This is a genomic window from Allobosea sp. FG18 (assembly GCF_057809495.1).
Window position 1 is genome coordinate 152221 of sequence record NZ_JBMDKB010000012.1, and the last position, 25040, is coordinate 177260.

At 66.3% G+C, this 25040-nt stretch carries 20 protein-coding genes; 12 read left to right on the top strand and 8 right to left on the bottom strand.

The genetic code is table 11. From position 1 onward, the window contains the following. Positions 1 to 139 precede the first annotated feature (139 nt). The 8 genes from ACODTJ_RS15140 (at position 140) to ACODTJ_RS15175 (ending at position 10109) form a co-directional block, all read left to right on the top strand. The gene (locus ACODTJ_RS15140) at positions 140 to 466 is read left to right on the top strand and encodes a hypothetical protein (protein ID WP_454656812.1); all 327 of its coding nucleotides are present in this window, start codon (positions 140 to 142) and stop codon (positions 464 to 466) included. A 183-nt stretch (positions 467 to 649) separates the two neighbouring features. Further along, positions 650 to 2143 carry an IMP dehydrogenase gene (guaB, locus tag ACODTJ_RS15145; RefSeq protein WP_454656811.1) on the top strand — a complete coding sequence of 498 codons (1494 nt, stop codon included), beginning with the start codon at positions 650 to 652 and terminating at the stop codon, positions 2141 to 2143. A 70-nt stretch (positions 2144 to 2213) separates the two neighbouring features. Then, entirely contained in the window at positions 2214 to 2624 is a 411-nt protein-coding gene (locus tag ACODTJ_RS15150) for an MAPEG family protein (protein WP_454656810.1), read from the top strand. Positions 2625 to 2766: 142 nt separating this feature from the next. Beyond that, entirely contained in the window at positions 2767 to 3870 is a 1104-nt protein-coding gene (locus ACODTJ_RS15155; RefSeq protein WP_454656809.1) for a DUF2865 domain-containing protein, read from the top strand. Between the two features lie 440 nt (positions 3871 to 4310). Next, entirely contained in the window at positions 4311 to 5321 is a 1011-nt protein-coding gene (locus ACODTJ_RS15160; protein WP_488849269.1) for an extracellular solute-binding protein, read from the top strand. Between the two features lie 23 nt (positions 5322 to 5344). Continuing rightward, positions 5345 to 7003 (top strand): ABC transporter permease, encoded by a 1659-nt coding sequence (locus tag ACODTJ_RS15165; RefSeq protein ID WP_488849271.1) that lies wholly within the window; start codon positions 5345 to 5347, stop codon positions 7001 to 7003. 96 nt (positions 7004 to 7099) lie between these two features. Continuing rightward, a complete protein-coding gene (locus ACODTJ_RS15170; RefSeq protein ID WP_454656806.1) occupies positions 7100 to 8854 on the top strand; it encodes an AsmA family protein in 1755 nt (584 codons plus the stop codon). Positions 8855 to 8930: 76 nt separating this feature from the next. Then, positions 8931 to 10109 (top strand): E22 family MetX-like putative esterase, encoded by a 1179-nt coding sequence (locus ACODTJ_RS15175; protein WP_454656805.1) that lies wholly within the window; start codon positions 8931 to 8933, stop codon positions 10107 to 10109. A 140-nt stretch (positions 10110 to 10249) separates the two neighbouring features. Here the strand turns inward: ACODTJ_RS15175 and ACODTJ_RS15180 are convergent, their stop codons facing one another. From ACODTJ_RS15180 to ACODTJ_RS15190, 3 genes are read right to left on the bottom strand one after another with little or no spacing between them, the layout of a single operon-like run. After that, on the bottom strand, positions 10250 to 10861 hold the full coding sequence (locus tag ACODTJ_RS15180; protein WP_488849273.1) for an ATP-dependent Clp protease proteolytic subunit: 612 nt from the start codon (positions 10859 to 10861) through the stop codon (positions 10250 to 10252). 50 nt (positions 10862 to 10911) lie between these two features. Further along, positions 10912 to 11271: an SRPBCC family protein gene (locus tag ACODTJ_RS15185; RefSeq protein ID WP_454656804.1), complete on the bottom strand. Its 360-nt coding sequence runs from the start codon at positions 11269 to 11271 to the stop codon at positions 10912 to 10914. Then, positions 11268 to 11600: an ArsR/SmtB family transcription factor gene (locus ACODTJ_RS15190; RefSeq protein WP_454656803.1), complete on the bottom strand. Its 333-nt coding sequence runs from the start codon at positions 11598 to 11600 to the stop codon at positions 11268 to 11270. The genes ACODTJ_RS15185 and ACODTJ_RS15190 overlap by 4 nt, the downstream gene beginning before the upstream one ends. 276 nt (positions 11601 to 11876) lie before the next feature. Between ACODTJ_RS15190 and ACODTJ_RS15195 the strand changes: the two genes are divergently transcribed. Beyond that, positions 11877 to 12206, top strand: a complete 330-nt coding sequence (locus ACODTJ_RS15195) for a hypothetical protein (RefSeq protein ID WP_454656802.1) — start codon at positions 11877 to 11879, stop codon at positions 12204 to 12206. Positions 12207 to 12627: 421 nt separating this feature from the next. Here ACODTJ_RS15195 and ACODTJ_RS15200 read toward each other — a convergent pair whose 3' ends face one another. Continuing rightward, positions 12628 to 13260 carry a MarC family protein gene (locus ACODTJ_RS15200; protein ID WP_454656801.1) on the bottom strand — a complete coding sequence of 211 codons (633 nt, stop codon included), beginning with the start codon at positions 13258 to 13260 and terminating at the stop codon, positions 12628 to 12630. Between the two features lie 292 nt (positions 13261 to 13552). On the opposite strand from ACODTJ_RS15200, the gene gyrA reads away from it, so the two are divergent. Beyond that, positions 13553 to 16276, top strand: a complete 2724-nt coding sequence (gene gyrA / locus ACODTJ_RS15205) for a DNA gyrase subunit A (protein ID WP_454658989.1) — start codon at positions 13553 to 13555, stop codon at positions 16274 to 16276. A 381-nt stretch (positions 16277 to 16657) separates the two neighbouring features. Then, on the top strand, positions 16658 to 17302 hold the full coding sequence (aat, locus tag ACODTJ_RS15210; RefSeq protein WP_488849277.1) for a leucyl/phenylalanyl-tRNA--protein transferase: 645 nt from the start codon (positions 16658 to 16660) through the stop codon (positions 17300 to 17302). Positions 17303 to 17326: 24 nt separating this feature from the next. Here the strand turns inward: aat and ACODTJ_RS15215 are convergent, their stop codons facing one another. From ACODTJ_RS15215 to ACODTJ_RS15230, 4 genes are all read right to left on the bottom strand, one after another. After that, entirely contained in the window at positions 17327 to 17953 is a 627-nt protein-coding gene (locus ACODTJ_RS15215; RefSeq protein ID WP_454656800.1) for a DUF2155 domain-containing protein, read from the bottom strand. Positions 17954 to 18042: 89 nt separating this feature from the next. Further along, the gene (locus ACODTJ_RS15220) at positions 18043 to 19275 is read right to left on the bottom strand and encodes a glycosyltransferase (RefSeq protein ID WP_454656799.1); all 1233 of its coding nucleotides are present in this window, start codon (positions 19273 to 19275) and stop codon (positions 18043 to 18045) included. Positions 19276 to 19296: 21 nt separating this feature from the next. Then, a complete protein-coding gene (locus ACODTJ_RS15225; protein WP_454656798.1) occupies positions 19297 to 19707 on the bottom strand; it encodes an NADH:ubiquinone oxidoreductase subunit NDUFA12 in 411 nt (136 codons plus the stop codon). 61 nt (positions 19708 to 19768) lie between these two features. Further along, complete coding sequence (locus tag ACODTJ_RS15230) at positions 19769 to 20278, bottom strand: hypothetical protein (RefSeq protein ID WP_454656797.1); 510 nt, start codon at positions 20276 to 20278, stop codon at positions 19769 to 19771. Positions 20279 to 20995: 717 nt separating this feature from the next. Between ACODTJ_RS15230 and ACODTJ_RS15235 the strand changes: the two genes are divergently transcribed. Next, positions 20996 to 24730: a vitamin B12-dependent ribonucleotide reductase gene (locus ACODTJ_RS15235; RefSeq protein ID WP_488849280.1), complete on the top strand. Its 3735-nt coding sequence runs from the start codon at positions 20996 to 20998 to the stop codon at positions 24728 to 24730. Positions 24731 to 25040 lie beyond the last annotated feature (310 nt).

Genomic DNA, 25040 nt, shown 5'->3' on the forward strand with positions numbered 1-25040 from the left:
TTATGCCTCGGCGGCAAGCACAATGCCGCCATGCGCTGGCCGCTCTCCTTCGGGCGCTGCGGCGCCCCCATTTCTCTGGAGCCCGGTCGCGCCGGGCCGTCGCGGGGGGGCGCGCGCGTTCATTCTCCGGAGAAGCGCCATGATCGATATTTCATCTGTTTTCGCCGCCGCTCGCTGCCTGTCGCCCGGCCTGACCGCACTCGGCTTCACCCTCGCCCTCGCAACGAGCCTGAGCTGGGCCCCCGCCGCAAAGGCGGCCGACATGACCAGCTGGCAGGCCGGCTGGCAGGCCGGCTGCCAGTTCAAGGCGATGCCAGGCAGTGGCGGCGAAGGCCTGCGTTATGACATGTGCCTGCGTCTGCAGACCTGCCAGCGTATGGCCGATGCGGGCGACCAGAGCATTGCCCGGATCGGCTGCTTCGGCTTCGCGCCGGAGGTGCCCGCCGCCGCTGGCCGTACCCACTGACGTCGACGACGCAACGGAAACGGCGCCGCCATGCGCCAGCGCCGTTTCCGCACTGCAAAAGAATCCCTCACCGAGCACTAGCGGCCCAGCCGCGGCCATGCTAACGGGCCTCGTCAACTCGGCACCGGGCCTGTCGCCCTGCCCCCCTCGAAAAGCCGGCCCCGCCCGGTCTCGGAGTTGACGATGACGCTTTCCCTCGACGGCCTGATCCGCGACGGCTTCACCTTCGACGACGTGCTGCTCGAGCCGGGCCCGTCCGAGGTCATGCCGGCGGATGTCGATATCCGCACCAGGCTTACCAAGACGATCTCGCTGAACCTCCCGATCATCGCCTCGGCGATGGATACGGTCACCGAAGCCCGGATGGCGATCGCCATGGCGCAGGCCGGAGGGCTGGGCGTCATTCACCGCAATCTCGACGCCGATCAGCAGGCCGCACAGGTCCGCCTCGTCAAGAAGTTCGAATCGGGGATGATCGCCAACCCGATCACCATCCACCCCGACGAGACGCTGGCCGACGCGCTGGCGCTGATGAAGAACAACGGCATCTCCGGCATCCCGGTCGTCGAGCGTGGGCCGCAGGGCCATAAGGGCAAGCTCGTCGGCATCCTGACCAACCGCGACGTGCGCTTCGCTCAGAACCCGGCCCAGCCGGTCTCCGAGCTGATGACCAAGGAGCGCCTGATCACGGTCCGCGAGGGCGTCAACCCCGAGGAGGCGCGCCGCCTGCTCCATCAGTTCCGCATCGAGAAGCTGCTCGTCGTCGACGATCACTATCGCTGCATCGGCCTGATCACCGTGAAGGACATGGAGAAGCAGGTCGCCCATCCGAACGCCGCCAAGGATACGCATGGCCGCCTCCTCGCCGCTGCGGCGACCACGACCGGCGACCAGGGCTTCGAGCGCTCGGAGATGCTGATCGATGCCGGCGTCGACCTCATCGTCGTCGACACCGCCCATGGCCATTCGGCCAAGGTGCTGGAAGCGGTCAGCCGGGTGAAGAAGCTCTCGAACTCGGTCCAGGTCATCGCCGGCAACATCGCCACCGCCGGTGGCGCCCAGGCCCTGATCGATGCCGGCGCCGACGCCATCAAGGTCGGCATCGGCCCGGGCTCGATCTGCACGACCCGCATCGTCGCGGGCGTCGGCGTGCCGCAGCTCACCGCGATCATGGATGCGGCCTCGGCCGGCGCGAAGGCCGGCGTCCCGGTCATCGCCGATGGCGGCATCAAGTATTCCGGCGACCTCGCCAAAGCGCTGGCCGCCGGCGCCTCCTGCGCCATGGTCGGCTCGCTGCTGGCCGGCACCGACGAAACCCCCGGCGAGACCTTCCTGTACCAGGGCCGCTCCTACAAGGCCTATCGCGGCATGGGCTCGGTCGGCGCGATGGCGCGCGGCTCGGCCGATCGCTACTTCCAGCAGGATATCAAGGATTCGCTGAAGCTCGTACCGGAGGGCATCGAGGGCCAGGTCGCCTACAAGGGCCCGGTCTCGAACGTGCTGCACCAGCTCGCCGGCGGCCTGCGCGCCGCCATGGGCTATGTCGGCGGCAAGGACCTCGCCGACTACCAGAACAAGGCCCGCTTCATCCGCATCACCAGCGCCGGCCTGCGCGAGAGCCATGTCCACGACGTGACCATCGTGCGCGAGAGCCCGAACTACCCGACCCGCTCTTGAGTCGGCTGGAACTTCGTGCAGCACTGGCCCGGCTCATCCGGGCCGGTGCGACACAAGGCGACGCGTAACCATGACTCTCAAGCTGATCTACCCGACGCTGGCGATGATCTTCTGGATCTTCGTCGTTGGCGTCATCCTGGCTTTGCGCCGCAAGACCGCCTTCACCAGCGGCGCCGTCCGGCCTGACGACGTGTCGGTTTCGACCGAGCGCTATCCTCTGCCGGCGCGGCTCGCCGCGGCGAACTTCACCAATCAGTTCGAAACGCCGGTGGTCTTCTTCGCGCTCGTGATGGTCGCGATGGAGACGGGTGCCACCGGCTACGCCATGGCGCTTCTCGCCTGGCTCTTTGTCGCCACCCGGGTCGTCCACACCTTCATCCATATCGGCTCCAACAGGCTGCCGCTGCGCGGCGCCGTCTACGGCATCGGCGTCATCGCGCTGTTCTTCATGTGGCTCGGCGTCTTGATCTCCGTGCTCTGAGCGGGAACCACGCTCCTCGCTCCCGTTAAGCATCCCGTCCGTTTCCGGAGAGCACGCGCCCGGAAGCGTTGAGGCTTAACGAAAAGTAAACTACACCCCGAATGGCGGCGGATGGTGGACAAGCGTAGTTTGGAGTGACGCGATGTTGCGTGTCCGTGAAGTCCCGGCGCGGGTTTTCGCCCGCGACGGTGAGGTTCTGGCTGCCACTTCCGGCAAAGTGAAACTCGCAGGCCGCAGCCCCTCCGCGCGCCTGCTGGCGCTTGCCGCGCTCGGGATCGCGCTCGGCTCCGGCGGCATGGTGCTGACGGCTTCGATGGTCCAGGCCGAGAGCGAGGGCAGCGCGCGCGAATTCCTCCTCCAGGAAGCGGCCCGCCGGGAACAGGGGCGCGTGCAGAACGCGACCTACAGCTCGACCCGCTATGTCCCGCAGGCCAATGCCTATGCTCCCGCCGGCAATGGCTGGCGCCTGCCGCTGATGCAGGTCCAGCCGGACGGTCGCCTCGCGCATCCACCGATCGAGCTCAACCCCTTCCGGAAATCGGCGCAGAAGACCGCCGACCGTCAGCGCAGGCCAGCCGGCACGACCAGCGCTTCGCTCGACGCGGTCTCAGGCGCGGCGGACCGCGCCCAGACCTTCTGCGTGCGCCTCTGCGACGGCTTCCACGCCCCCATCGGCTATCTCCGCTCGGCCGGCGACATGAAGGCGCATGAAACGCTCTGCACGGCGATGAACCCGGGCGTTCCGGTAAAGGTCTTCAGGATGGCTGCCGGCGGGACCAGCATCGCCGACGCAGTCGCCGCCGACGGCAAGCGTTATAGCGCCCTGCCCATGGCTTTCAGCCACGAGAAGGTGGCCGATCCGGCCTGCCGCCCGGCCATCGTCCAGGCCGGCGAGCGGCGGATTTCGCTGCTGCGCGACATCACCTTGCGGCCGGGCGACAGCGTCGTGCTCGACGGCAAGGTCTCGACCTTCGCCGGCAGTTCGAGCTGGCCCTATAGCCGGCGCGACTTCCGCGATTTCCGGACGGCCTCGGAGCTCAGCAAGACCCAGCGCCGGCAAATCGACGAGCAGGTCGGCATTTCCCGGATGGAAGCGCAGGCTCGCAGCGTCCGGCGCCAGATGCGGGTCCGCGAGGCGCAGTTGCAGGACGATACCGTCATCAGCGACGCGGTCCTGCGCGGCACGGTTGCTCCGACGACGCGCGAGCCGGTCCGCCTGATTCCGCTCTCGCTGCCGTCGCGCTAGGCCTTCCAGACTGTCAACGCCCCTTGTCATTCCGGGGCTTCGCGCAGCGAAGAACCCGGAAGCCACGACCGGGTGAGACCTGCAGATCCTGGCATAGAATGCTCCATCCGGTCGTGGGTTCCGGGTTCGCTCCTGCGGAGCACCCCGGAATGACAACGGCTGGCACATCCTGGGAACCGGTACTCCGTCCACGTTCGACAAGAGATCGCCGGCTTCCGCTGCGACAGGTCGTCCCACCCGAAAGACCCGCGACCGGGGCACGTCCGAAATCCCCTCGTCTTTCCAAGGCAGTGCCCCACTTATTAGAATTCATCAAAATAGGAAACAGACTAGAATTCCTATAAGGCATTGATATCAAAGGAATACTTCATTGACGCTCCGCAGGCGGCGTTCTATCGCTCGCCCATCGCGCTGACCGCGCCCACCGACGGAGCAGAAGAATGATCGCAAAGACCTATCTCCACGCCCTGGCGCTGTCCTCCTGCCTGCTCGCTGCCCCGGCCTTCGCGCAGGGCGTGAACCTGTACACGACCCGTGAGCCTGCCCTGCTCAACCCCGTGCTGGAAGCCTTCACCAAGGACACCGGCATCAAGGTCAACGCGGTCTTCCTGAAGGACGGCCTGCAGGAGCGCATCCGCGCCGAGGGCGCCAACAGCCCGGCCGACGTCATGCTGATGGTCGATGTCGGCGAGATCAACGCCTCGGTCGATGCCGGCATCACCCAGCCGATCAAGTCCGACCTCGTCGACAAGACCGTCCCGGCCCAGCTTCGCCCGGACAACAACTGGGTCACGCTGACCAAGCGCGCCCGCGTCGTCGTCGTCTCGAAGGAGCGCGTCAAGCAGGACGCGATCACCTATGAGGACCTCGCCGATCCCAAGTGGAAGGGCAAGTTCTGCATCCGCGCCGGCCAGCACCCCTATAACAACGCGCTCTTCGCTGCCTATCTCGCCCATCACGGCGCCGAGAAGACCGAGACTTACCTGAAGGCCGTGCGCGCCAACGCTGCCCGCAAGCCCGGCGGCGGCGACCGCGACGTGGCTCGCGACATTCAGTCCGGCCTCTGCGACATCGCCATCATCAACACCTACTATATCGGCCTGATGAGCGAGGCGAAGAACGAGCAGAAGGGCTGGTTCGACGCGATCAAGCCGCTCAAGACCACCTTCGCCAATGGTGGCACCCATGTGAACGTCTCGGCCGCCGCGCTCGCCAAGAACGCCCCGAACAAGGAGAACGCCGTCAAGCTGGTCGAGTACATGCTCGGCGACAAGGCGCAAGCGCTCTATGCGAACGGCAATTTCGAGTTCCCGGTCAATGCTGCCGTCGCCGACTCCTCTGCCGTCAAGCTGCTCGGCGCTGTGACGCCGGACAAGCTGCCGCTCTCCGAGGTCGCCAAGCAGCGCAAGGCCGCGGCCACTCTGGTCGACAAGGTCGGCTTCGACAATTGAGCCTGAGTCAACCACTCAGCGCTATGCGACGGCCGCCATTCCGATGGCGGCCGTCGACCCGTTTCGCCTATGCCTCCATGGCCGGCGCGGCGCTCGTGCTGCTGCCGCTGCTCGCGCTCGTCGCGACGGCCTTCTCCTCCCGGCAGGCTGCCGAGATCTGGCCTCACCTCGCCGCCAACGTCCTGCCCACCGCCCTCGTCCAGACGAGCCTGCTGCTGGCCGGCGTCGGAACGGCCTGCGCCGTCATCGGCGTCGGCACCGCCTGGCTGGTGACGCAGTACGATTTTCCGGGACGGCGTTCGCTCGAATGGCTGCTGGTGCTGCCGCTGGCGCTGCCGACCTATCTGACGGCCTATATCTACGTCGAATTCCTCGGTTTCCAGGGGCCGCTCCAGAGCGCTCTGCGCGCCGCGACCGGCTGGCGCTCGCTGCGCGACTACTGGTTTCCCGATCCGCGCAACCTGCCGGGCGCGATCGCGATCATGGCAATCGTCCTCTACCCTTATGTCTATCTCAGCACGCGCGCGCTGTTCAGCGTGCAGGGCGCCAGCATCGTCGAGGCCGCCCGCAATCTCGGAGCCGCACCCGGCCGCCTGTTCTGGCGCATCGGCCTGCCGCTCGCGCGCCCGGCACTCGCCGCGGGCCTCACCCTCGTCCTGCTTGAGACGCTGAACGATATCGGCGCCACCGAATATCTCGGCGTCCGCTCGCTGACGCTCTCGATCTACACGACCTGGGTCAATCGCGGTTCGCTGCCCGGCGCCGCCCAGATCGCCTGCGTCATGCTGCTGATGGTCTTCGCCCTGATCCTCGCCGAGAGGAAGCTGCGCGGGCAGAGGCGCTTCGCGTTGCCGGTACGCCAGCCCCGGCCGGTGACGCGCCGGCCACTCCATGGGCGTAGGGCGATGCTGGCCGCCCTCGCCTGCGTCCTGCCCGTGCTGTTCGGCGCCGTCCTGCCGGTCGGCTATCTCGTCGTCGAGATCCTGCAGCGCGGCCTGCTCCAGCAGTTCGACATGGCGCTGCTCCGTCTCCTCGGCAACGCGCTCCTGCTCTCCGGCCTCGCCGCGATGCTGGTCGTGGCGCTCGGGCTCGGGATCGCGACCGCGGGCCGCAGCGGCCGCGAGACCTGGCTGAAGCCCCTCGCCCGCATCGCCAGCCTCGGCTACGCCGTGCCCGGCACCGTGCTGGCGCTCGGCCTGCTGATCCCGCTCGCCGCCTTCGACAATCTGCTGGCCGATGCCGCATCCGCCCTGTTCGGCCTCAAGCCGGGCTTGATCCTGATCGGTTCCGGCGCGGCCCTGGTGATCGCCTATACCGTGCGCTTCCTCGCCATCGGCGTCTCCGGCGTCGAGAGCGGGCTGGCGCGCGTCTCGCCGCGGATCGACGACGCAGCCCGTGCGCTGGGCGCCGCCGGACCTGAGCTGCAGCGGCGGATTCACTGGCCGTTGGCGCGCCCGGCGATCGCTGCCGCCGCGCTTCTCGTCTTCGTCGACTGCCTCAAGGAGCTGCCGGCGACGCTGCTGCTGCGCCCCCTCAACATCGACACGCTGGCGACCGTCGTCTACGGCCATGCCTCGCGCGGCGTCTTCGAGGACGGTGCGCTGGCCGCGCTGCTGATCATCCTCGCCGGCCTCTATCCGGCCTTCGTTCTGGCGAAAACCGGCACAGATCGGGCGGGATAGCCGGCTTTCCAGCCTCGACAAGCCCTCCGCATCGGCCTAAACCCTGTGCCGCCAGGGGGCTGGCTGACTTTCGGCCCGGTGCCGATTCGGAAGTCCATGACCAGACGCGCTGCGATCATCGCTTTCAGCCTCGTCGTCGCCATCGGCCTCCTGGGCTTGCAGTCCTGGGATGTCGCCCTCGGGCGTGTCCAGCGCGGCGCCATCAAGGCGATCGAGGAGCGGACCGGTTTCGTCGTCAAGACGATCGAGCGTGCCGAGATCGCCCTGCTGCCCTTGCCGCGTATCAGCCTGTCCCAGGTCGCCTTCGCTCAGCGCGACGGTGCACTCGCCGGCGAGGCCGTGCGGATGAAGGCGCATCTGCGCCTGCTGCCGCTGTTCAGCGGTCAGATCAGCTTCGACCGGGTCGATCTGGTCGCGCCCCGGATCGACATCGCCGGCCCCGCCGGCAGCGACGGCATCGCCGAATGGCTCGCTCCCGCGCTCGCCGAACTCGAGCGACTGCAAAGCCAGAGCAAGATCGTCATCAGCGCGGGCTCCGTCTTCCTGCGGGCGAACGGCGCGATCCAGAGCGTCGTGCGCGATCTCGACCTCGTGATCGACGAGCGCAGCCGGAACGAACCTCTCGCTCTCTCCGGCCAGCTCAACTGGCGCGGCATCCCGACCGAGGTGAGCCTGCTCTGGCCCATGGTCGGCGGCAACGCCAAGGCGGCCCTGTCGGCGACGTCCTCGTTGCTGAAGCTGCGCTTCGAAGGCACCCGCTCCGGCCCCGGCGAGCCCGTGATCAGCGGCCCCCTCGTCCTCTCCACCCCTTCGCTGACAAAATTGCTCGGCTGGTTCGACGAGGAATCGCGCCTGGGATCGGCGCTCGGCGCCGTCGCCATCTCGGCCGATATCCAGGTGAAGCCGCGCGAGGTCTCGTTCAGCAACGCCATCGTCAATCTCGATGGCGAGCGTCTGGACGGCGCGATCAAGCTCGCCGAGACCGGCGGGCGCTTCGCGTTGTCGGGCACGCTTGCCGGCGCGACGCTCGATCTCGGCCGCATCGTCGATCGGCTGCCGGTCCCGGTCGTCGATGTCGCGGACACGACCCCCTTCGACCTGGAAGCCTGGACCGCGCGCGATATCGATCTGCGCATCTCCGTCGACGCAGCCCGCCTAAAGGGCGCGAGGCTCAACGACGTTGCGACCTATCTGCTCGTCAAGAAGGGGCGTTTCGAGACCGGGCTGCTCCGCGCCGGCGCCTACGGCGGCAGCATCAAGAGCCGCCTGCTCGCGATCGCCACCCCCGCCGGTGTCGACATCAAGCTTCAGGCCGGGCTCGACAAGGTGAATATCGGCCAGGCTGCATCCGACCTGCCGCAACTGGGGCGCCTGAGCGGCACCGGCAATCTCCAGTTTGCCCTGGACGGCGTCGGCCGCACTTTCGACGAGCTGCTGGGATCGTTCACCGGCCGGATCAACCTGGCAGCCCGGCAGGGCGAGATCGGCGGCGTCGCCTTCGGCGAATTGCTCCGCCGCGCCGAGCGCAGCCCGGTCCAGGCGCTGCGCGACTGGCGGCAGGGCAAGACGCCCTACGAGAGCATCAGTGCCAATGCGGGTATCGCCGGAGGCCTGCTCGCCCTGACCGAGGCGCAGATGATCGGCGCGAACTACCGCTTCAACCTTGCCGGCAGCGCCGCGCTGCGCACCCGCACCCTGGACATGACCGCACTGCTCGCCTCCCCGAACGGCGCCACGAAGCTGCCCTTCCTGCTCAAGGGCCCGGTCGATGCTCCAGCCTTCGAGATCGAGACAGAGGCCCTCGTGAGCCCGGCCGGCGCCTCCCTCGTTCCGACGCTGCTCACGCGTTGAATCCCCGCTTTCGCGATCATCGTAAATCCGCTCTGATGCGGACGGATCTGGTTGCGGCAGCGGGAAGGATGCAGCGATGAAGATGTGGATCATGGGCGCGCTGGCGCTCGCAGGGTGGATGACGGCAGGCATGGCCGAGGCACAGGATCTGGCGGTCGAGAAGAAGGTCTTCGAGCTCCCGAGCTTCACCACCCAGAGCGGACGCACGCTGAAGAATGTCCGCGTCGGCTGGGAGAGCTACGGCACGCTCAACGCCGACAAGTCCAACGCCGTGCTGATCTGCCACTTTTTCTCAGGCAATTCGCATGCCGCCGGCAAATACGCGGCCAGCGACCCGGCGCCGGGCTACTGGGACGCGATCGTCGGCCCGGGCAAGGCGATCGACACCAACAAGTATTTCGTCCTGTCCTCGGACACGCTGGTGAACCTCAACACCGGCGACCCGAAGACCACGACGACGGGCCCGGCCTCGACCAACCCCGACACCGGCAAGCCCTATGGCCTCGACTTCCCCGTCGTCACGGTCCGCGATTTCGTCGAGGTGCAGAAGGCACTGGTCGAGAGCCTCGGGATCAAGAAGCTCGCGCTCGTCGCCGGTCCCTCGATGGGTTCGCTCCAGACCTTCGAATGGGCGGCGAGCCATCCCGAGATGGTCGCCAAGGCCATGCCGGTGATCGGCGCCGGCGAGGCCGATGCCATGCTGATCGCCTGGCTCGACGTCTGGGCCGCGCCCATCCTCGTCGATCCCAACTGGAACAACGGCGACTACTACGGCAAGGCCCCGCCTCTCGCCGGTCTTGCCAAGGCGCTGACGGCGGTGACGCTGCAGGCCAATCACCAGGACTGGGCCAACGCCACCTTCGGCCGCCGTCCGGCCAAGGAGGGCGATGAACCCGGCAAGGCACTCGCCAACAAGTTCCAGGTCCAGAGCGTGCTCGACAATGCCGGCATGGCCCGCGCCAAGCTCTCCGACGCCAACCATTTCCTCTATCTCGTCAAGGCGAACCAGCTCTTCGCGGCGGGCGGCACCTCGCTTGCCGACGGCATGGCGAAGATCAAGGCACCGATGCTGCTGATCACCCAGCCGAAGGACCTCGTCTTCACGCCCGACATGGTCGCGACGACGGTGAAGACGGCGAAGGCGGCCGGGCGCGACATCACCCACGCCACCATCGACGGCGCCCGCGGCCATCTCGACGGCGTGGTGTCGATGAAGCAGGCGGAAGGCGCGATCCGGGCGTTCCTGGAAAAGTAGCCGGACGCCCTCGTTCACCCGAGCGGTCATCCCGGACAAGCCGCGTCAGCGGCGCCGATCCGGGATCCATGCCTGAATCGTTCCGGCATGGATCCCGGGTCTACGCTTCGCTCCGCCCGGGATGACCTCGCGTGTAGGGCTCACGCCGCGGCCGGCTCCTCCATCCGATGGACGATCCGATCGATCAGGCCCCATTCCAGCGCCTCCTCCGCCGTCATGAAGCGATCGCGGTCGAGCGTGCGCTCGACCTCCTCGTAGCTGCGCCCGCAGTGCTCGGCATAGAGCCGGGTCAGGCGATGCTTGGTCTGCCGCATCTCCTCGGCATGGATGAAGATGTCGGAGGCCTGCCCCTGGAAGCCGCCGAGCGGCTGGTGGACATGCAGGCTCGCATTGGGCAGCGCCCCGCGCTCGCCCGGCTCTCCGGCCATCAGCAGGAACGAGCCCATCGAGCGCGCCGTGCCCATGCACAGCGTATGCACCGGCGAGCGGATGTAGCGCATCGTGTCGTACATGGCGAAGCCGCTGGTCACCACGCCGCCCGGCGAGTTGATGTAGAGATGGATCGGCTTCTTCGGGTTCTCGGCCTCGAGGAAAAGGATCTGCGCGCAGACCAGCGCGCTCATCGCGTCGTTGACCTCGCCGTTGAGGAAGATGATCCGTTCGCGCAGCAGCCGCGAGTAGATATCGAACGAGCGCTCGCCGCGGCTCGACTGCTCGACGACCATAGGGACGAGTTGCATCGCTTCGCGCATCGGCGAACTCCAAAGGCTCGGGGAAATGGATGGTGTGGTTTCGCGTCGCCTCAGGCGGCGGCGCGCATCACCGGCGGCGCATTGCTGTTCGCCGGGGTCAGCTCCAGCCCCACGCGCCGATCGGTCAATTCATGGATCACCTGCAGGCTGCTTCCGCCGGCCTCGCTGGCGTCGATGCGGAAGGTGACCACGCTTTCGAGAAAGGGCGGCTCGCTGTCGCGCATGTGATAGCGGAGCGCCGCCCCCGGCGTGACGACGCTCGGTTCGGGATCGGCCAGTTCCGCATCGGGCAGCCAGTGCTCGCGCAGGCCGGGCGTGCTGAGGGCGCGCCAGAGCTTCTCGGGCGGCTCCTCGAACCGGAATTCGAAGACGAGAGGATCGATCGTCGCCTGGCCGTCATCGCCGCTCATTGATCCATCTCCTTGAGCAAGGTCCTGAGATCGCCGATCCGTGCCGGCCAGAAAGCGCGGTATTTCGTCAGCCATTGCGCGACCAGCGCCAGCCCCTCCGGATCGACCCGGTAGTTCACGAAGCGCCCCTGCCGCTCCTCACGGACGAGCCCCGCGCCGCGCAGGACGGCGAGATGCTGCGACATCGCCGGCTGGCTGATCGTCATGCCCTCGCGCAATGCGCTGGCGTTCAGGCTGCCCGCAGTAAGCTTGTCGAGGATGGCGCGCCGCGTCGGGTCGGCCAGCGCCTTGAAGACCTCGTTCTCGATCATGGCGATACATAAGCACATACTTATGTGAATCGCAAGAGGCTGTTTCGGAAACCGCTAGCCCTGTGACGGCGCCCCTCCCGCTCGCGGCTTGAACTCGGAACCACATCGTCATCCCGGGCTTACCCCGGGATCCATCGGAGAGTTCCGGAACTCTACGATGGATCCCGGATCGGCGCTGCTGCGCAGCTTGTCCGGGATGACGGCGCGGTTCCGTTGACGCCGGCATGCTCTAGCGTGCTCGCGAAACCGGCCTACAGCGCGGAAGAGCACGCCCTGAGGATGACGGGGCCAGCCATGTTCCTCGCATGGGCGCTTATATCCCATGCCGCAGAGGCCGCTTGCACCGAGCCGCAGGCCGGCTCGGACCGGGCTCCCGCCCTCTCACCGCCGCTGAGCCCGATCGTGATCGGCTCAGGCCGCCTGCAATTCCATTCGGCGCCGGACAGCGCCTGTCCGATGAAGGGCGTCTTCATCATCCCCAAGGAAGAAGTCATCGCCTATGTGCAAATGCGGGATGGCTGGTCCTCGATCATGTATCTCAATCCGCGGACGAGCAACGACATCAGCGGCTGGGTCAGGTCGGCGCGGTTGCGAACGGTTGGGACGATGGGGCCGAAGCGCTGATTGGTGTACGCTGTGCTGCGAGGTCCGCAACGGGTCGTAACTAATCATTGACGGCATCTGCGGCACATTTCAGTCGGAAACCGCCGAGGGCCTGAGTTGAAAGCGATTTTCCTCTGTCTTGTGGGTCTCTCGTTCTGGGCGTTTTCAGGATGGCAATTGATCCACGTTGTTCGGCAAGGCTCAATCTTGGCAGGTCCCAAGGGAGTTAGCCGCTACTATTCGATTGGAGACAGCCCCTTTTGGTTTTTCTTGGGGTTGTCAGGCTGGCTCGCCTTCTTTGTATTGCTTACCCTCATGGGCATTCTGGCCGTTCGCCGGTTCCTGCGAAATCGTTGGCTCAAGCAGTTCCGTCGCGATCATAGCAAACCATGGTGATCGATGGACTTCCGCAATGGGTCGAAAGCAGGCAAATCCCCTCCGCCTACCCCCCCTGCGCGGCAGCCTTGATCCCATCAATCACGAACTGCACGGCCAGCGCCGCCAGGATCACCCCGAGCAGGCGCGTCAGCACGATATTGCCGGTGACGCCCAGGAGCTTCGCGATCGGCGTCGCCGTCAGGAAGACAGCAAGGCAGGACAGCACCACCAGCCCGCAGATCACCGCGAGCGTCGCCAGCAGCAGCGGATCGCCATGGGCGCGGCCGGCGAGCAGGATCATCGCCGTCAGCGCGCCCGGCCCCGCCATCAGCGGGATCGCCAGCGGGAAGGCCGCGACGTTGCGGATATGATCCTGCGTGATCGCGGTGTCCGCCGTCTGCTGCTTGCGCTCGGTGCGGCGCTCGAACACCATCTCGAAGGCGATCCAGAACAGCAACAGCCCGCCCGCGATGCGGAAGGCCGGCAGCGAGACGCCGAGCGCCTTCAGCACGATGTCGCCGGCCACGGCGAAGAAGGCCATGATGCAGAAGGCGATGATCGAGGCACGGATCGCGACCTGCTTGCGCTCGCCTTCCGACATCCCGCGCGTCAGCGACAGGAAGATCGGCGCGAGGCCCGGAGGATCGAGCGTCACCAGCATGGTGACCAGGGCTGCAGTGGCGAATTCGATGAACATGGCGGCACATCAGCATGCCGAAAGCCCGCCGTCACGCGCCAAGAAAGGCCGGAATGAGGCAGCGCGCCGGAAGACCTTCGAGAACGCCTTCTAACGCGCTGAATTTATTGGCGTAATTTTTGCCGGGACAGCACCCGCTTTTGCTGGCTTCTCCTGCTGGAATCGGCTAGCCAGAAGGCTGAAAAACCAGCAGGAATCGGGACATTTCTCCTTGAGCGACGATACCGACGACAAGCGCGACGGAGCCCCGGATCTCGGCGGCGACATCAAGCCGATCGCGATCACCGACGAGATGAAGAAGAGCTATCTCGATTACGCCATGAGCGTGATCGTGAGCCGCGCTCTGCCCGATGTCCGCGACGGCCTGAAGCCGGTCCACCGCCGCATCCTCTATTCGATGTGGGAGAACGGCCAGACCCCGGAGAAGAAGCACGTCAAATCGGCGAACATCGTCGGCGCGGTCATGGGTCAGTACCATCCGCATGGCGACCAGGCGATCTATGATGCGCTCGTCCGTATGGCCCAGCTTTTCTCGATGAGCGTGCCGCTCGTCGACGGCCAGGGCAACTTCGGCTCGATGGATGGCGACCCCCCGGCGGCCATGCGTTACACCGAAAGCCGGCTGGCCAAGCCGGCCATGCCCCTGCTCAGCGACCTCGACCGGGACACGGTCGATTTCCAGCCCACTTACGACGACAGCCGCCTGGAGCCCAAGGTCCTCCCTGCGACCTTCCCCAACCTGCTCGTCAACGGCGCGGGCGGCATCGCCGTCGGCATGGCGACCAACATCCCGCCGCATAACCTCGGCGAGGTCATCGATGCCTGCGTCGCCTATATCGACGATCCCGAGATCTCGATCGACGACCTGATCGAGATCATCCCCGGCCCCGACTTCCCGACCGGCGCCTCGATCATGGGCCGCAGCGGCATCCATGCCGCCTACCATGTCGGCCGCGGCTCGATCGTGATGCGCGCGAAGACGCATATCGAGGAGCTCCGCAAGGAGCGCGAGGCGATCATCGTCACCGAGATCCCGTATCAGGTGAACAAGGCCTCGATGGTCGAGAAGATCGCCGATCTCGTGCGCGAGAAGCGCATCGAGGGCATCTCCGACCTGCGTGACGAATCGAGCCGCGAGGGCGTGCGCGTCGTCATCGAGGTCAAGCGCGACGCCGTCGCCGATGTCGTGCTGAACCAGCTCTATCGCTTCACCCCGCTGCAGACCTCCTTCGGCGCCAACATGGTGGCGTTGAACAACGGGCGGCCCGAGGTGCTGAACCTCAAGGACTTCATCTCGGCCTTCGTCGAGTTCCGTGAGGAAGTGGTCTCGCGGCGGACGCGTTACCTGCTGAACAAGGCCCGCGAGCGCGCCCATGTGCTCTGCGGCCTGGCCACCGCCGTCGCCAATATCGACGAGGTCATCCGCCTGATCCGCACGGCGCCGACGCCTGCCGCGGCGCATGAATCGCTGATGGCGCGCGACTGGCCGGCCGACGATATCGCCCCGCTGATCGCGCTCGTCGACGATCCGCGCCACCCGATGAATCCGGACGGCACCTACCGGCTTTCGGACGCGCAGGCCAAGGCGATCCTCGAACTGCGCCTCTCCCGCCTGACCGCTCTGGGCCGCGACGAGATCGGCGACGAGCTGGAGAAGCTCGCCAAGGAAATCGCCGACTATCTCGAGATCCTGCGCTCGCGCCTTCGCATCCAGACGATCGTCAAGACCGAACTCGCCGAGGTGAAGGCCGCTTTCGCCACGCCGCGCCGCACCGAGATCCAGGATTGGGGTTCCGACCTCGACGACGAGGATCTGATCGCCCGCGAGGACATGGTCGTCACCGTCAGCCATGGCGGCTACATCAAGCGCGTGCCGCTCTCGACCTATCGGGCGCAGCGCCGCGGCGGCAAGGGTCGCTCCGGCATGGCGACCAAGGATGAGGATTTCGTCGCCCGGCTCTTCGTGGCCAACACCCATACGCCGGTGCTGTTCTTCTCCTCCGAAGGCCAGGTCTACAAGGAAAAGGTCTGGCGCCTGCCGCTCTCGGCGCCGAATGCCCGCGGCAAGGCGCTGGTCAACATGCTGCCGATCGAGGCCGGCGAGCGCATCACCACGATCATGCCGCTGCCGGAGGACGAGGCGAGCTGGGAGACGCTCGACGTGATGTTCGCCACCGCCTCGGGCGGCGTGCGTCGCAACAAGCTCTCCGACTTCGTCAACGTCAACCGCGCCGGCAAGATCGCGATGAAGCTCGACGAGGGCGACCATATCGTCGACGTGCAGATCTGCACCGAGAACGACGACGTGCTGCTGACCACGGCCGACGGCCAGTGCATCCGCTTCGCGGTGCAGGAGGTTCGCGTCTTCAAGGGCCGCGATTCGACCGGCGTGCGCGGCATCAATCTGGCCAAGGGTGACGAGGTGATCTCGCTCGCGATCCTGCACCATCTCGATGCGACACCGGACGAGCGCGCCGCCTATCTCAAGCGCGCCGCGGCCGCCCGCAGGGCGCTGACCGGCGAGGCCGAGGACGGTGCGGAGACCACGGCGGCGACCGAGGCCGATGCGGAGGAAAGCGCCGGCGATATCGAGCTCGGTCAGGAGAAATACGCCGCGATGGGCGCAGCCGAGCAGTTCATCCTGACCATCTCGGAACGCGGCTACGGCAAGCGTACCTCGTCCTTCGAGTATCGGGTCACCGGACGCGGCGGCAAGGGCATCGTCGCCATGGTCGTCAACGACCGCAACGGCAAGCTCGTGGCCTCCTTCCCGGCCCTCGACAGCGACCAGCTGATGCTGGTCACGGATGGCGGCCAGCTCATCCGCGTCCCCGTCGATGCCGGCCCGGACAATCGCATCCGCATCGCCGGACGCTCGACGCAAGGCGTGACGGTGTTCAACACCGCCAAGGACGAGAAGGTCGTCTCGGTCGAGTGCATCAACGACGACGGCGAAGGAGACGAGGACGGCGAGGCTGGCAACGAAACGCCGGGTGCCGAGCCGACGAAAGGCTGATCCATCAGCCGCTTGCGGCCATGGCTTCAGGCTTGATCTGAAGCCATGGCGCCTGCTGCGGGAGCCTCAAGTTCGCACTGAACCTCGCCGTCATTCCGGGCTTGACCCGGAATCCATCGTAGAGCGCACCATCCTACGATGGATCCCGGATCGGCGCGGCTCCGCCGCTTGTCCGGGATGACGCGGAGGCTCCCTTGCGCAACCTCGGCACCAGCCGTCATTGCGAGCGCGGTGAAGCAATCCAGGAAACTGGGTCGAACGTCTCACCAGCCCCCTGGATTGCTTCGTCGCCTCGCTCCTCGCAAGTACGATCAACCCTCACCGCTTCCGTTTGACTCAAAGCCCGCCTCACGCTCCCATCCGGTCATGAAGGCTCGTTCCGTGCCCGTCCGTTCCCCTGCGATCACGCCGGAGATCATGCTGCGCGCCTATGCCGCCGGCATCTTCCCGATGGCGGAGAGCGCCGACGACCCCAGCCTGTTCTGGGTAGAGCCGGAACTGCGCGGCATCATCCCGCTCGACCGCTTCCATCTCTCGGCGCGGCTCGCCCGCACCGTGCGCTCGGACCGTTTCGAGATCCGGGTCGACACCGCCTTCGACGCCGTCATCGCGGCTTGTGCCGAGGCCAAGCCGGACAGGGCCGAAACCTGGATCAATACGCGCATCCGCGAGATCTTCGGCGAGCTCTTCGCGCTCGGCCATGTCCATACGGTCGAGTGCTGGCGCGAGGGCCGGCTGGTTGGCGGCCTCTACGGGCTTTCGCTCGGCGGTGCCTTCTTCGGCGAGAGCATGTTCCACCGCGAGACCGACGCCTCGAAGGTCGCACTGGTCCATCTCGTCGCCCGCCTCAGGCAGGGCGGCTACCGGCTATTGGATACCCAGTTCCAGACCGGCCACCTCGCCCAGTTCGGCACGATCGAAATCCCGCGCGACGGCTATCGCGGCCTGCTCGACGATGCGTTGCGGCACCCGGGCGACTGGCAGGTCAGGCCGCTGAGCGGCCGCGAGGCGCTCGCCTCGCTCTGAGCGCCTTGCCGCGAGCCTGCTGGATCAGTTGCCGCCCATATACGGGTCGCGGCCGGGGGCGGGATTGGTCGGGAAGAAGCGCTGGCTCGGCCGCTGCGGCTGCACGGGCACACCGCGCGGCGGTTCGACATCGATGCGCCCGCCGGGCGGCGGCGGAGCGGCTTGCTGTCCAGGCAGCGGCTGGTTGGGCGTGCGCGGGCGGCGCGGGTCCTCGACCGGTGGCGCTTCCGGCTCTTTGGGATCGACGACGAGTTCGGTGCCGCCTTTGCAGTCGGTCAGCCAGGCATCGTAGATCGCGTGCTCGACGCCGTGCAGGCCCGGGCTCGCCGCATACATCCAGCCGGTGAAGATGCGCCGGTACTCGTTCTTGACCGTGACCTCGTCGACCTCGACGAAGGCGTCGGTCTGCGGAGCCTCGGTCGGCGGCCGCGTCCAACAGACGCGCGGCGTCAACTGGAGAGCGCCGAACTGCACGGTCTCGTCGATCGCCACCTCGAAGGAGATGATGCGGCCGGTGATCTTGTCGAGCCCGGCGAAGACGGCCGTCGGATTGCGGATGCGATCAGCGTGCGCCGGGCCTGTGGCGGCCAATGTTGCCAGCGCGCTCGAGGCGAGGCCTGCCAGGATCGGGAAACGAAAGAACGACGGCATGCGGGCGCGAATCTCTTCGACAGCGCGGAAGGACCGCGATGGCGCGCAGTAACACGGCAAAGGCAGCGGAAAAAGGGCGCTCTGCTTCGTCAACAGCTCATGCGCTCTTCGATATCGATGACCGCAGCCTCGACCCCTTGCTCGGCGCGGATCACTTTCCCGAGCTCAGCGGCGCGCTTTCGCACTTCCGGCACCTGCAGTGCTTTTGCGGCGGCCGCCACGACATCGGGTGTCAACTGTCGCGGCAGAGCTCCGGGCCCCGCTCCCAAGGCCGCAATCCGGTCAGCCCAGAATGGCTGATCGCCGAAAAATGGCCGGATAGCCATCGGCACCCCTGCCCGCAAGCTCGCTCCCGTCGTGCCCGCACCGCCATGGTGCAGCGCTCCGGCAACGTGCGGAAGCAACTTATCGTGAGGCGCCGCATCGATCACAAGCATGTCGTCGCCATGTTCCTGCAGGTCGAGTGCCCCACCACCACGGACGAGAATGCCGCGCATACCCGCCAGCCGCAGACCAGCGACGATTGCTTCGGCCAATTCCCGTGGCCGATCTCCCGGCATGCTCCCAAATCCGACATAGATCGGAGGTGTCCCGGCCGTGAGGAAGGAAGCAAGCGCCGGCGACACCCCGCTCTCGGGCTCATCGAGGAACCAGTAGCCGCAGACGTGCACACGCTTGGGGTCCCAATCGGACGGAACCGGAATCATGTGGCGGCTATAGGCATAGAGCACGCCGATCGAGGGGTCTGGATAACGGCTTTGCTGCCCCAGCCGCTCGCGTCGCCACCGCGCCAGCATCCGTCCGAACAGGAGGGCCGGAGCAGCGGCCATCAACATGTGGCTGGGCTTGTTCAACAGGCTTGGCAGCCTGATCGGCAGAATGGGACTTGGGAAGGCAGATGTAGGCGTAAAGCCCGGCAAAGGCGAGGCAAGCAGGCTTCGTGCCCCCAATTTGGCGGCAATGGCCGGGCTCACGAGCGACTTGGGGTGATGCAGGATCAGACGAGGTCCGAACCCACGTAGAGCCTCCCATTCAGCATCCATCAGCCGGGTCATCGCCGGCTTGATCTTGCCGAGCAACGCGAGGCCGGCAGAAAAACCGCGACCGGCAGCGACCGCGGCCTTCCCGGCGTCACTGTCGAGCAAGTCGAGCAACGTGCCCGGCAGCGGGGCAAAGGGTACTCTCAGACGCGACGCCAGATCGGAAAACTGTTCGGGGGCAGCCAACTGGACGTCGTGCCCGCGCGCAATCAGGCCACGCGCAAGGGCGACATAGGGCTGAACGTCGCCACGCGTACCGAATGTCTGGATGGCAATGCGCATCGGAGCGCTACGCCGGAAGCCTCAGCGGCCGGGCGTCCAGGCCTGGTAGTCGCCAGTCGCGGCCGGGCGCTCGCCCTCGGCCAGGGTTGAGCCTTGCGGGCGATAGGCCAGCGCCGTGCCGGTCCAATTCTGCTGGTGCGGCTGCTGCCATTCGCGCGGCTGGTAGCTTTCCTCGGAGGGCGCGACATCGACGGTGTGATGCAGCCAGCCGTTCCAGCCCGGCGGCACCTTGGAAGCCTCCGCGTCGCCCTTGTAGATCACCCAGCGCCGCTGGAAGCCGAGCGCCTTGTCCTTCACCCCACCCTTGGTGCGGTAATAGACATTGCCGAACTCGTCCTCGCCCACCCGCTCGCCATGGCGCCAGGTGTGGAAACGCGTGCCGATCGTCTGGCCGTTCCACCAGGTGAAGATCTGCAGCAGCCAGTCCTTCATCGTCTTTCAAGTCCGTGCGCGCGATGCAAAATAGTCGCGCGACTTATGGCCCCCGCACCGCCTACTGTCCAGCCCGCGATAGCCCGACCGCGCTGAAACTGCCCGATGTTTCGCGCTTGTCGCAGCGTGTCAGGCTCATGACGGCCAGGACGTCGGGATCGGCGGCCCTGAGCTGGCGGGTCTGCTTGTCCCGGAACATCACGTTGGTCGCGTTGACCAGCCGGCCTGACGCGATCAGCGTCGCCAGAATCTCCATGTCGCGCGGATCGTCGCGATCGCGCGGCTTCTTGGGATCGGGCGCCCCCGCAATCAACCGCACGCCCGCGCTCAGCTCCATGACGACATGCGCCGTGGCGCCGGAGACGGTCGCCTTCGTGAAGGTGAGCCCATCCACGGGCATCCCGGGAGCGGAGATGCCTGTTTTGTTGATGGTGATCCGCGCCGCCGAGCCGCAGCCGCGCGCCCGGGATGCCCGGGACGCCCATTCGCCCGCGAAGGCCGGGGCCAGCGGCTCGCTATCGGTGCAACCGGCCAGGACCAGAGGAAGCAGGCAGAAGGCGTAGCGGTGCATGGGTTATCCCGGTCGGATCACGCTGCAACCGGCATAGCCTGACCGACCTAACGTCACTTTAAGCCGATCGCTAAATCTGCGCGCCTTGAGTCGCCGCCACGATTCGGCCGCGATTCGGAACGGCCTTTTCAGGGAGCATTCTCCGGGAAGTCGCCCGAGATCAGCCACTTCCGGGTGGCTTTGAAAGCGGTGCTCGCGGCAGTCCCCGGCGCGCACCGGATTCAGCTCGCGTCAACCATGAATAGCGGGGATTTTATGGACTGCGCTTCATCCCGCACTGTGGCAATCTTGCCAATGCGTATCCGATTCCCCGGCGATTTCCGAGGCTTAGCGGGCGCCTTGCAACTTATCCCCATAACCCACATATCCCTACCAGATGTCGTGTCCACAGGGATCACAGGGCACTATTCCTTGACGCGCAGCGGGTATCTGCACTAGATTTTGACCATCGCATGACGACCGGCGGCACCCCCTCTGGATGACTGCGAAACCCTAGTTTTCCAGTGTGTTCCGGGCCTGCCGCCGCATCCGCCATCAACAGCGGAAGCGAACGGATTTGCGCGGGCATTTTGGGCGCGTCCGGGACCATCGGCGGGGCGACACCGCGGAGATCCCACAGGGCATCGAACCGAGTTTGGGCTGACATCAGGAGCCGGTGATCAACCGGCCGCGCGTGGCTTGCGAAGCAGGCCCGCGGCAGATCAAGGGACGAAGATCATGCGCATCGAGCGCCGCTACACCACCGCCGGACAGTCGCCCTATGCCGCGATCCCGTTCCGATCGGCCGTCAGCGAGATCAAGAACCCGGACGGCTCCGTCGTCTTCCGGCTCGAAGGCATCGAGGTTCCCGAGACCTGGTCGCAGGTCGCGAGCGACGTGCTCGCGCAGAAATATTTCCGCAAGGCCGGCGTGCCGGCGCGCCTGAAGCGGTTCGAAGAGAACGACGTTCCCTCCTTCCTCTGGCGTTCCGTCGCCGACGAGGCCGCTCTCGCCGAGCTGCCGGAAGGCGAGCGCTACGGCTCCGAGATCTCTTCCAAGCAGGTTTTTGATCGCCTCGCCGGCTGCTGGACCTATTGGGGCTGGAAGGGCGGCTACTTCACCTCGGAAGAGGATGCGGCTGCATTCCATGACGAGCTGCGCTTCATGCTCGCCACCCAGCGCGTCGCGCCGAACTCGCCGCAATGGTTCAACACCGGCCTGCACTGGGCCTATGGCATCGACGGTCCCAGCCAGGGCCATTTCTACGTCGACTTCAAGACCGGCAAGCTGGTGAAGTCGAAGTCGAGCTACGAGCACCCGCAGCCGCATGCCTGCTTCATCCAGGGCGTGCAGGACGACCTCGTCAACGAGGGCGGCATCATGGACCTCTGGGTCCGTGAAGCCCGCCTGTTCAAGTACGGCTCCGGCACCGGTTCGAACTTCTCGATGCTGCGCGGCGAAGGCGAGAAGCTCGCCGGCGGCGGCAAGTCCTCGGGCCTGATGTCCTTCCTCAAGATCGGCGACCGCGCTGCGGGTGCCATCAAGTCGGGCGGCACCACCCGCCGCGCCGCCAAGATGGTGGTGGTCGATGCCGACCACCCGGATATCGAGGCCTATATCGACTGGAAGGTGAAGGAGGAGCAGAAGGTCGCCGCGCTCGTCACCGGCTCCAAGACCGTCAAGAAGCACATGAAGGCCGTGCTCAAGGCCTGCGTGAACTGCGAGGGTGATGGCGATTCCTGCTTCGATCCCGAGCAGAACCCGGCCCTGAAGCGCGAGATCAAGCTCGCCCGCAAGGCGCTGGTGCCGGACAACTACATCAAGCGCGTCATTCAGTTCGCCAAGCAGGGTTACAAGGACATCTCCTTCGACACCTATGACACCGACTGGGATTCCGACGCCTATCTCACCGTTTCCGGCCAGAACTCGAACAACTCGGTCTCGCTGACCGACGATTTCCTGCGCGCCGTCGAGACCGATGCCGACTGGAACCTGACCGGTCGCACCACCGGCAAGGTCCTGAAGACGCTGAAGGCCCGCGACCTCTGGGAGAAGATCGGCTACGCCGCCTGGGCCTCGGCCGATCCCGGCCTGCACTTCAACTCGACGATGAACGACTGGCACACCTGCCCGGCTTCCGGCCGGATCCGGGCGTCCAACCCGTGCTCCGAGTACATGTTCCTCGACGACACCGCCTGCAACCTGGCCTCGGCCAACCTGCTGCAGTTCTACGATACCGAAACCAAGTCCTTCGACGTCGCGGCCTATGAGCATCTCTGCCGGCTCTGGACCGTCGTGCTCGAGATCTCGGTGACGATGGCGCAGTTCCCGAGCCGCGAGATCGCCGAGCTCTCCTACGAGTACCGCACGCTCGGCCTCGGCTACGCCAATATCGGCGGCCTGCTGATGACCATGGGCCTCGGCTACGACTCCGACGAGGGCCGTGCGCTGGCCGGTGCGCTGACCGCGATCATGACCGGCGTCGCCTATGCGACCTCGGCCGAGATGGCGGGCGAGCTCGGCCCCTTCCCTGGCTACAAGAAGAACGCCAGCCACATGCTGCGCGTCATCCGCAACCACCGCACGGCCGCCCATGGCCTCGCCGACGGCTATGAGGGCCTGAGCGTTACCCCGGTCCCGCTCGACCATGCGACGCTGGCCCGCCTCGGCGGCTCGGCCGTCACCATGGCGGAGCGCTCGCGCATCGTCTGGGACGAGGCTCTCGAGCAGGGCAAGCGCTACGGCTACCGCAATGCCCAGGCGACCGTGATCGCGCCGACCGGCACGATCGGCCTCGTCATGGATTGCGACACCACCGGCATCGAGCCCGATTTCGCGCTGGTGAAGTTCAAGAAGCTCGCCGGCGGCGGCTACTTCAAGATCATCAACCGCGCCGTGCCGGACGCGCTCCGCGCCCTCGGCTACCGCGAGGCCGATATCGCCGAGATCGAGGCCTATGCCGTCGGCCATGGCTCGATGAAGCAGGCGCCGGGCATCAACCCCTCGACGCTGCGCGCCAAGGGCTTCACCGACGAGAAGATCGAAGCGGTCGAGAAGGGCTTGAAGAGCGCCTTCGACATCAAGTTCGTCTTTAACAAGTGGACGCTGGGCGAGGATTTCCTCACCGGAACGCTCAAGGTCCCGGCCGAGAAGCTGAACGACATGTCGTTCGAGCTCCTGCCCTTCCTCGGCTTCAGCAAGGCCGAGATCGAGGCCGCCAACGTCCATGTCTGCGGCGCGATGACCCTGGAAGGCGCCCCGCACCTGAAGACCGAGCACTACAACGTCTTCGATTGCGCCAACCCCTGCGGCCGCATCGGCAAGCGCTACCTCTCGGTCGAGAGCCATATCCGCATGATGGCGGCGGCGCAGCCCTTCATCTCGGGCGCGATCTCCAAGACCATCAACATGCCGAACGAGGCGACGGTCGAGGACTGCAAGAGCGCCTATATGCTCTCCTGGAAGCTGGCGCTGAAGGCGAACGCCCTCTACCGCGACGGTTCCAAGCTCTCGCAGCCGCTGAACTCGGCGCTGATCTCCGACGATGACGACGAGGCGGACGACGCCGTCGAGACGCTGGTCGCCCAGCCGATGGCGGCGCGTGCCACCCAGATCTCGGAGAAGATCGTCGAGCGCATCGTCGAGCGCATCGAGCGCAAGCGCGAACGCGAGAAGATGCCGGATCGGCGCACGGGCTACATCCAGAAGGCCACGGTCGGCGGGCACAAGGTCTATGTCCATACCGGCGAGTATTCGGACGGGCGCCTCGGCGAGATCTTCATCGACATGCACAAGGAGGGCGCGGCCTTCCGGGCGATGATGAACAACTTCGCCATCGCGGTCTCGCTCGGCCTGCAATACGGCGTGCCGCTGGAGGAGTACGTGGAGGCCTTCACCTTCACCCGCTTCGAGCCCTCGGGCTTCGTCGCCGGCAACCAGTCGATCAAGAACGCGACCTCGATCCTCGACTACGTCTTCCGCGAGCTGGCGATCTCCTATCTCGGCCGCAACGACCTCGCCCATGTCGACCCGAGCGAGATCGGCCATGACGTGTTGGGCAGCGGCGTCGGCCAGGACAAGGCGCCGGATGCGACCCCGATCGTGACGACTCCCCTCGCCTCCACCGGCTTCCGCCGCGGCAAGCCGATCAACCTGCTCGCCATCCAGGGTGGCGGCCAAGGGAACCACGCAGCGAACGATGCGGTTGCCCGCTCGTCCTCCACTGTGACGGCTCTCGCCACGGCAGGCGCGACCGCGCTGAAGGAGGAACCCGAAGCTTATGGCGAGGCGGAAATGGCCAAGCTCGGCTTCGCGGCGCCTGCCGCCCAGCCGAGCCAGTCGGAGCGCCGGGCCGAGGCGATCATGAAGGGCTATGTCGGCGACTCGTGCGGCGAATGCGGCAACTTCACGCTGGTCCGCAACGGCACCTGCCTGAAGTGCAACACCTGCGGAAGCACGACTGGGTGCAGCTGATAGATTAACGGCGCCTGCTGAAGTCGCTCCCGAACGATGGCCGTTTTCCCCCAAAGCGCGCCTCGATGAGCCCCGAAGTCCGCCGCAACCTCGCGGCGGACTGAAAACACTGAGCTAGGTCCAACGGCGTGGTGCCGCGCCCTGATGGTGGCACCGACACCTGGCAGCGAGAGGAGTGCAAGAACTACGTCGGCCGTTCCGATTCGAGAAAGATTCATTCAAATCGAAGAATGTCGCCTTTCAGCTACGCGCCATAGGACTAAGCCGCTCTCGCGGCAGTGCGCTGCGGCTCGGTAATTGCTGAGATTTT

Coding starts and splice junctions, on each gene's coding strand:
- ACODTJ_RS15230 (WP_454656797.1), bottom strand. CDS start 20,278: ATGCACCGCTACGCCTTCTGCCTGCTTCCTCTGGTCCTGGCCGGTTGC.
- ACODTJ_RS15190 (WP_454656803.1), bottom strand. CDS start 11,600: ATGTGCTTATGTATCGCCATGATCGAGAACGAGGTCTTCAAGGCGCTG.
- ACODTJ_RS15215 (WP_454656800.1), bottom strand. CDS start 17,953: ATGCCGTCGTTCTTTCGTTTCCCGATCCTGGCAGGCCTCGCCTCGAGC.
- ACODTJ_RS15165 (WP_488849271.1), top strand. CDS start 5,345: ATGCGACGGCCGCCATTCCGATGGCGGCCGTCGACCCGTTTCGCCTAT.
- ACODTJ_RS15160 (WP_488849269.1), top strand. CDS start 4,311: ATGATCGCAAAGACCTATCTCCACGCCCTGGCGCTGTCCTCCTGCCTG.
- ACODTJ_RS15235 (WP_488849280.1), top strand. CDS start 20,996: ATGCGCATCGAGCGCCGCTACACCACCGCCGGACAGTCGCCCTATGCC.
- ACODTJ_RS15155 (WP_454656809.1), top strand. CDS start 2,767: ATGTTGCGTGTCCGTGAAGTCCCGGCGCGGGTTTTCGCCCGCGACGGT.
- ACODTJ_RS15185 (WP_454656804.1), bottom strand. CDS start 11,271: ATGAGCGGCGATGACGGCCAGGCGACGATCGATCCTCTCGTCTTCGAA.
- ACODTJ_RS15225 (WP_454656798.1), bottom strand. CDS start 19,707: ATGAAGGACTGGCTGCTGCAGATCTTCACCTGGTGGAACGGCCAGACG.
- ACODTJ_RS15195 (WP_454656802.1), top strand. CDS start 11,877: ATGTTCCTCGCATGGGCGCTTATATCCCATGCCGCAGAGGCCGCTTGC.
- ACODTJ_RS15180 (WP_488849273.1), bottom strand. CDS start 10,861: ATGCGCGAAGCGATGCAACTCGTCCCTATGGTCGTCGAGCAGTCGAGC.
- guaB (WP_454656811.1), top strand. CDS start 650: ATGACGCTTTCCCTCGACGGCCTGATCCGCGACGGCTTCACCTTCGAC.
- gyrA (WP_454658989.1), top strand. CDS start 13,553: ATGAAGAAGAGCTATCTCGATTACGCCATGAGCGTGATCGTGAGCCGC.
- ACODTJ_RS15175 (WP_454656805.1), top strand. CDS start 8,931: ATGAAGATGTGGATCATGGGCGCGCTGGCGCTCGCAGGGTGGATGACG.
- ACODTJ_RS15140 (WP_454656812.1), top strand. CDS start 140: ATGATCGATATTTCATCTGTTTTCGCCGCCGCTCGCTGCCTGTCGCCC.
- ACODTJ_RS15170 (WP_454656806.1), top strand. CDS start 7,100: ATGACCAGACGCGCTGCGATCATCGCTTTCAGCCTCGTCGTCGCCATC.
- ACODTJ_RS15220 (WP_454656799.1), bottom strand. CDS start 19,275: ATGCGCATTGCCATCCAGACATTCGGTACGCGTGGCGACGTTCAGCCC.
- ACODTJ_RS15200 (WP_454656801.1), bottom strand. CDS start 13,260: ATGTTCATCGAATTCGCCACTGCAGCCCTGGTCACCATGCTGGTGACG.
- ACODTJ_RS15150 (WP_454656810.1), top strand. CDS start 2,214: ATGACTCTCAAGCTGATCTACCCGACGCTGGCGATGATCTTCTGGATC.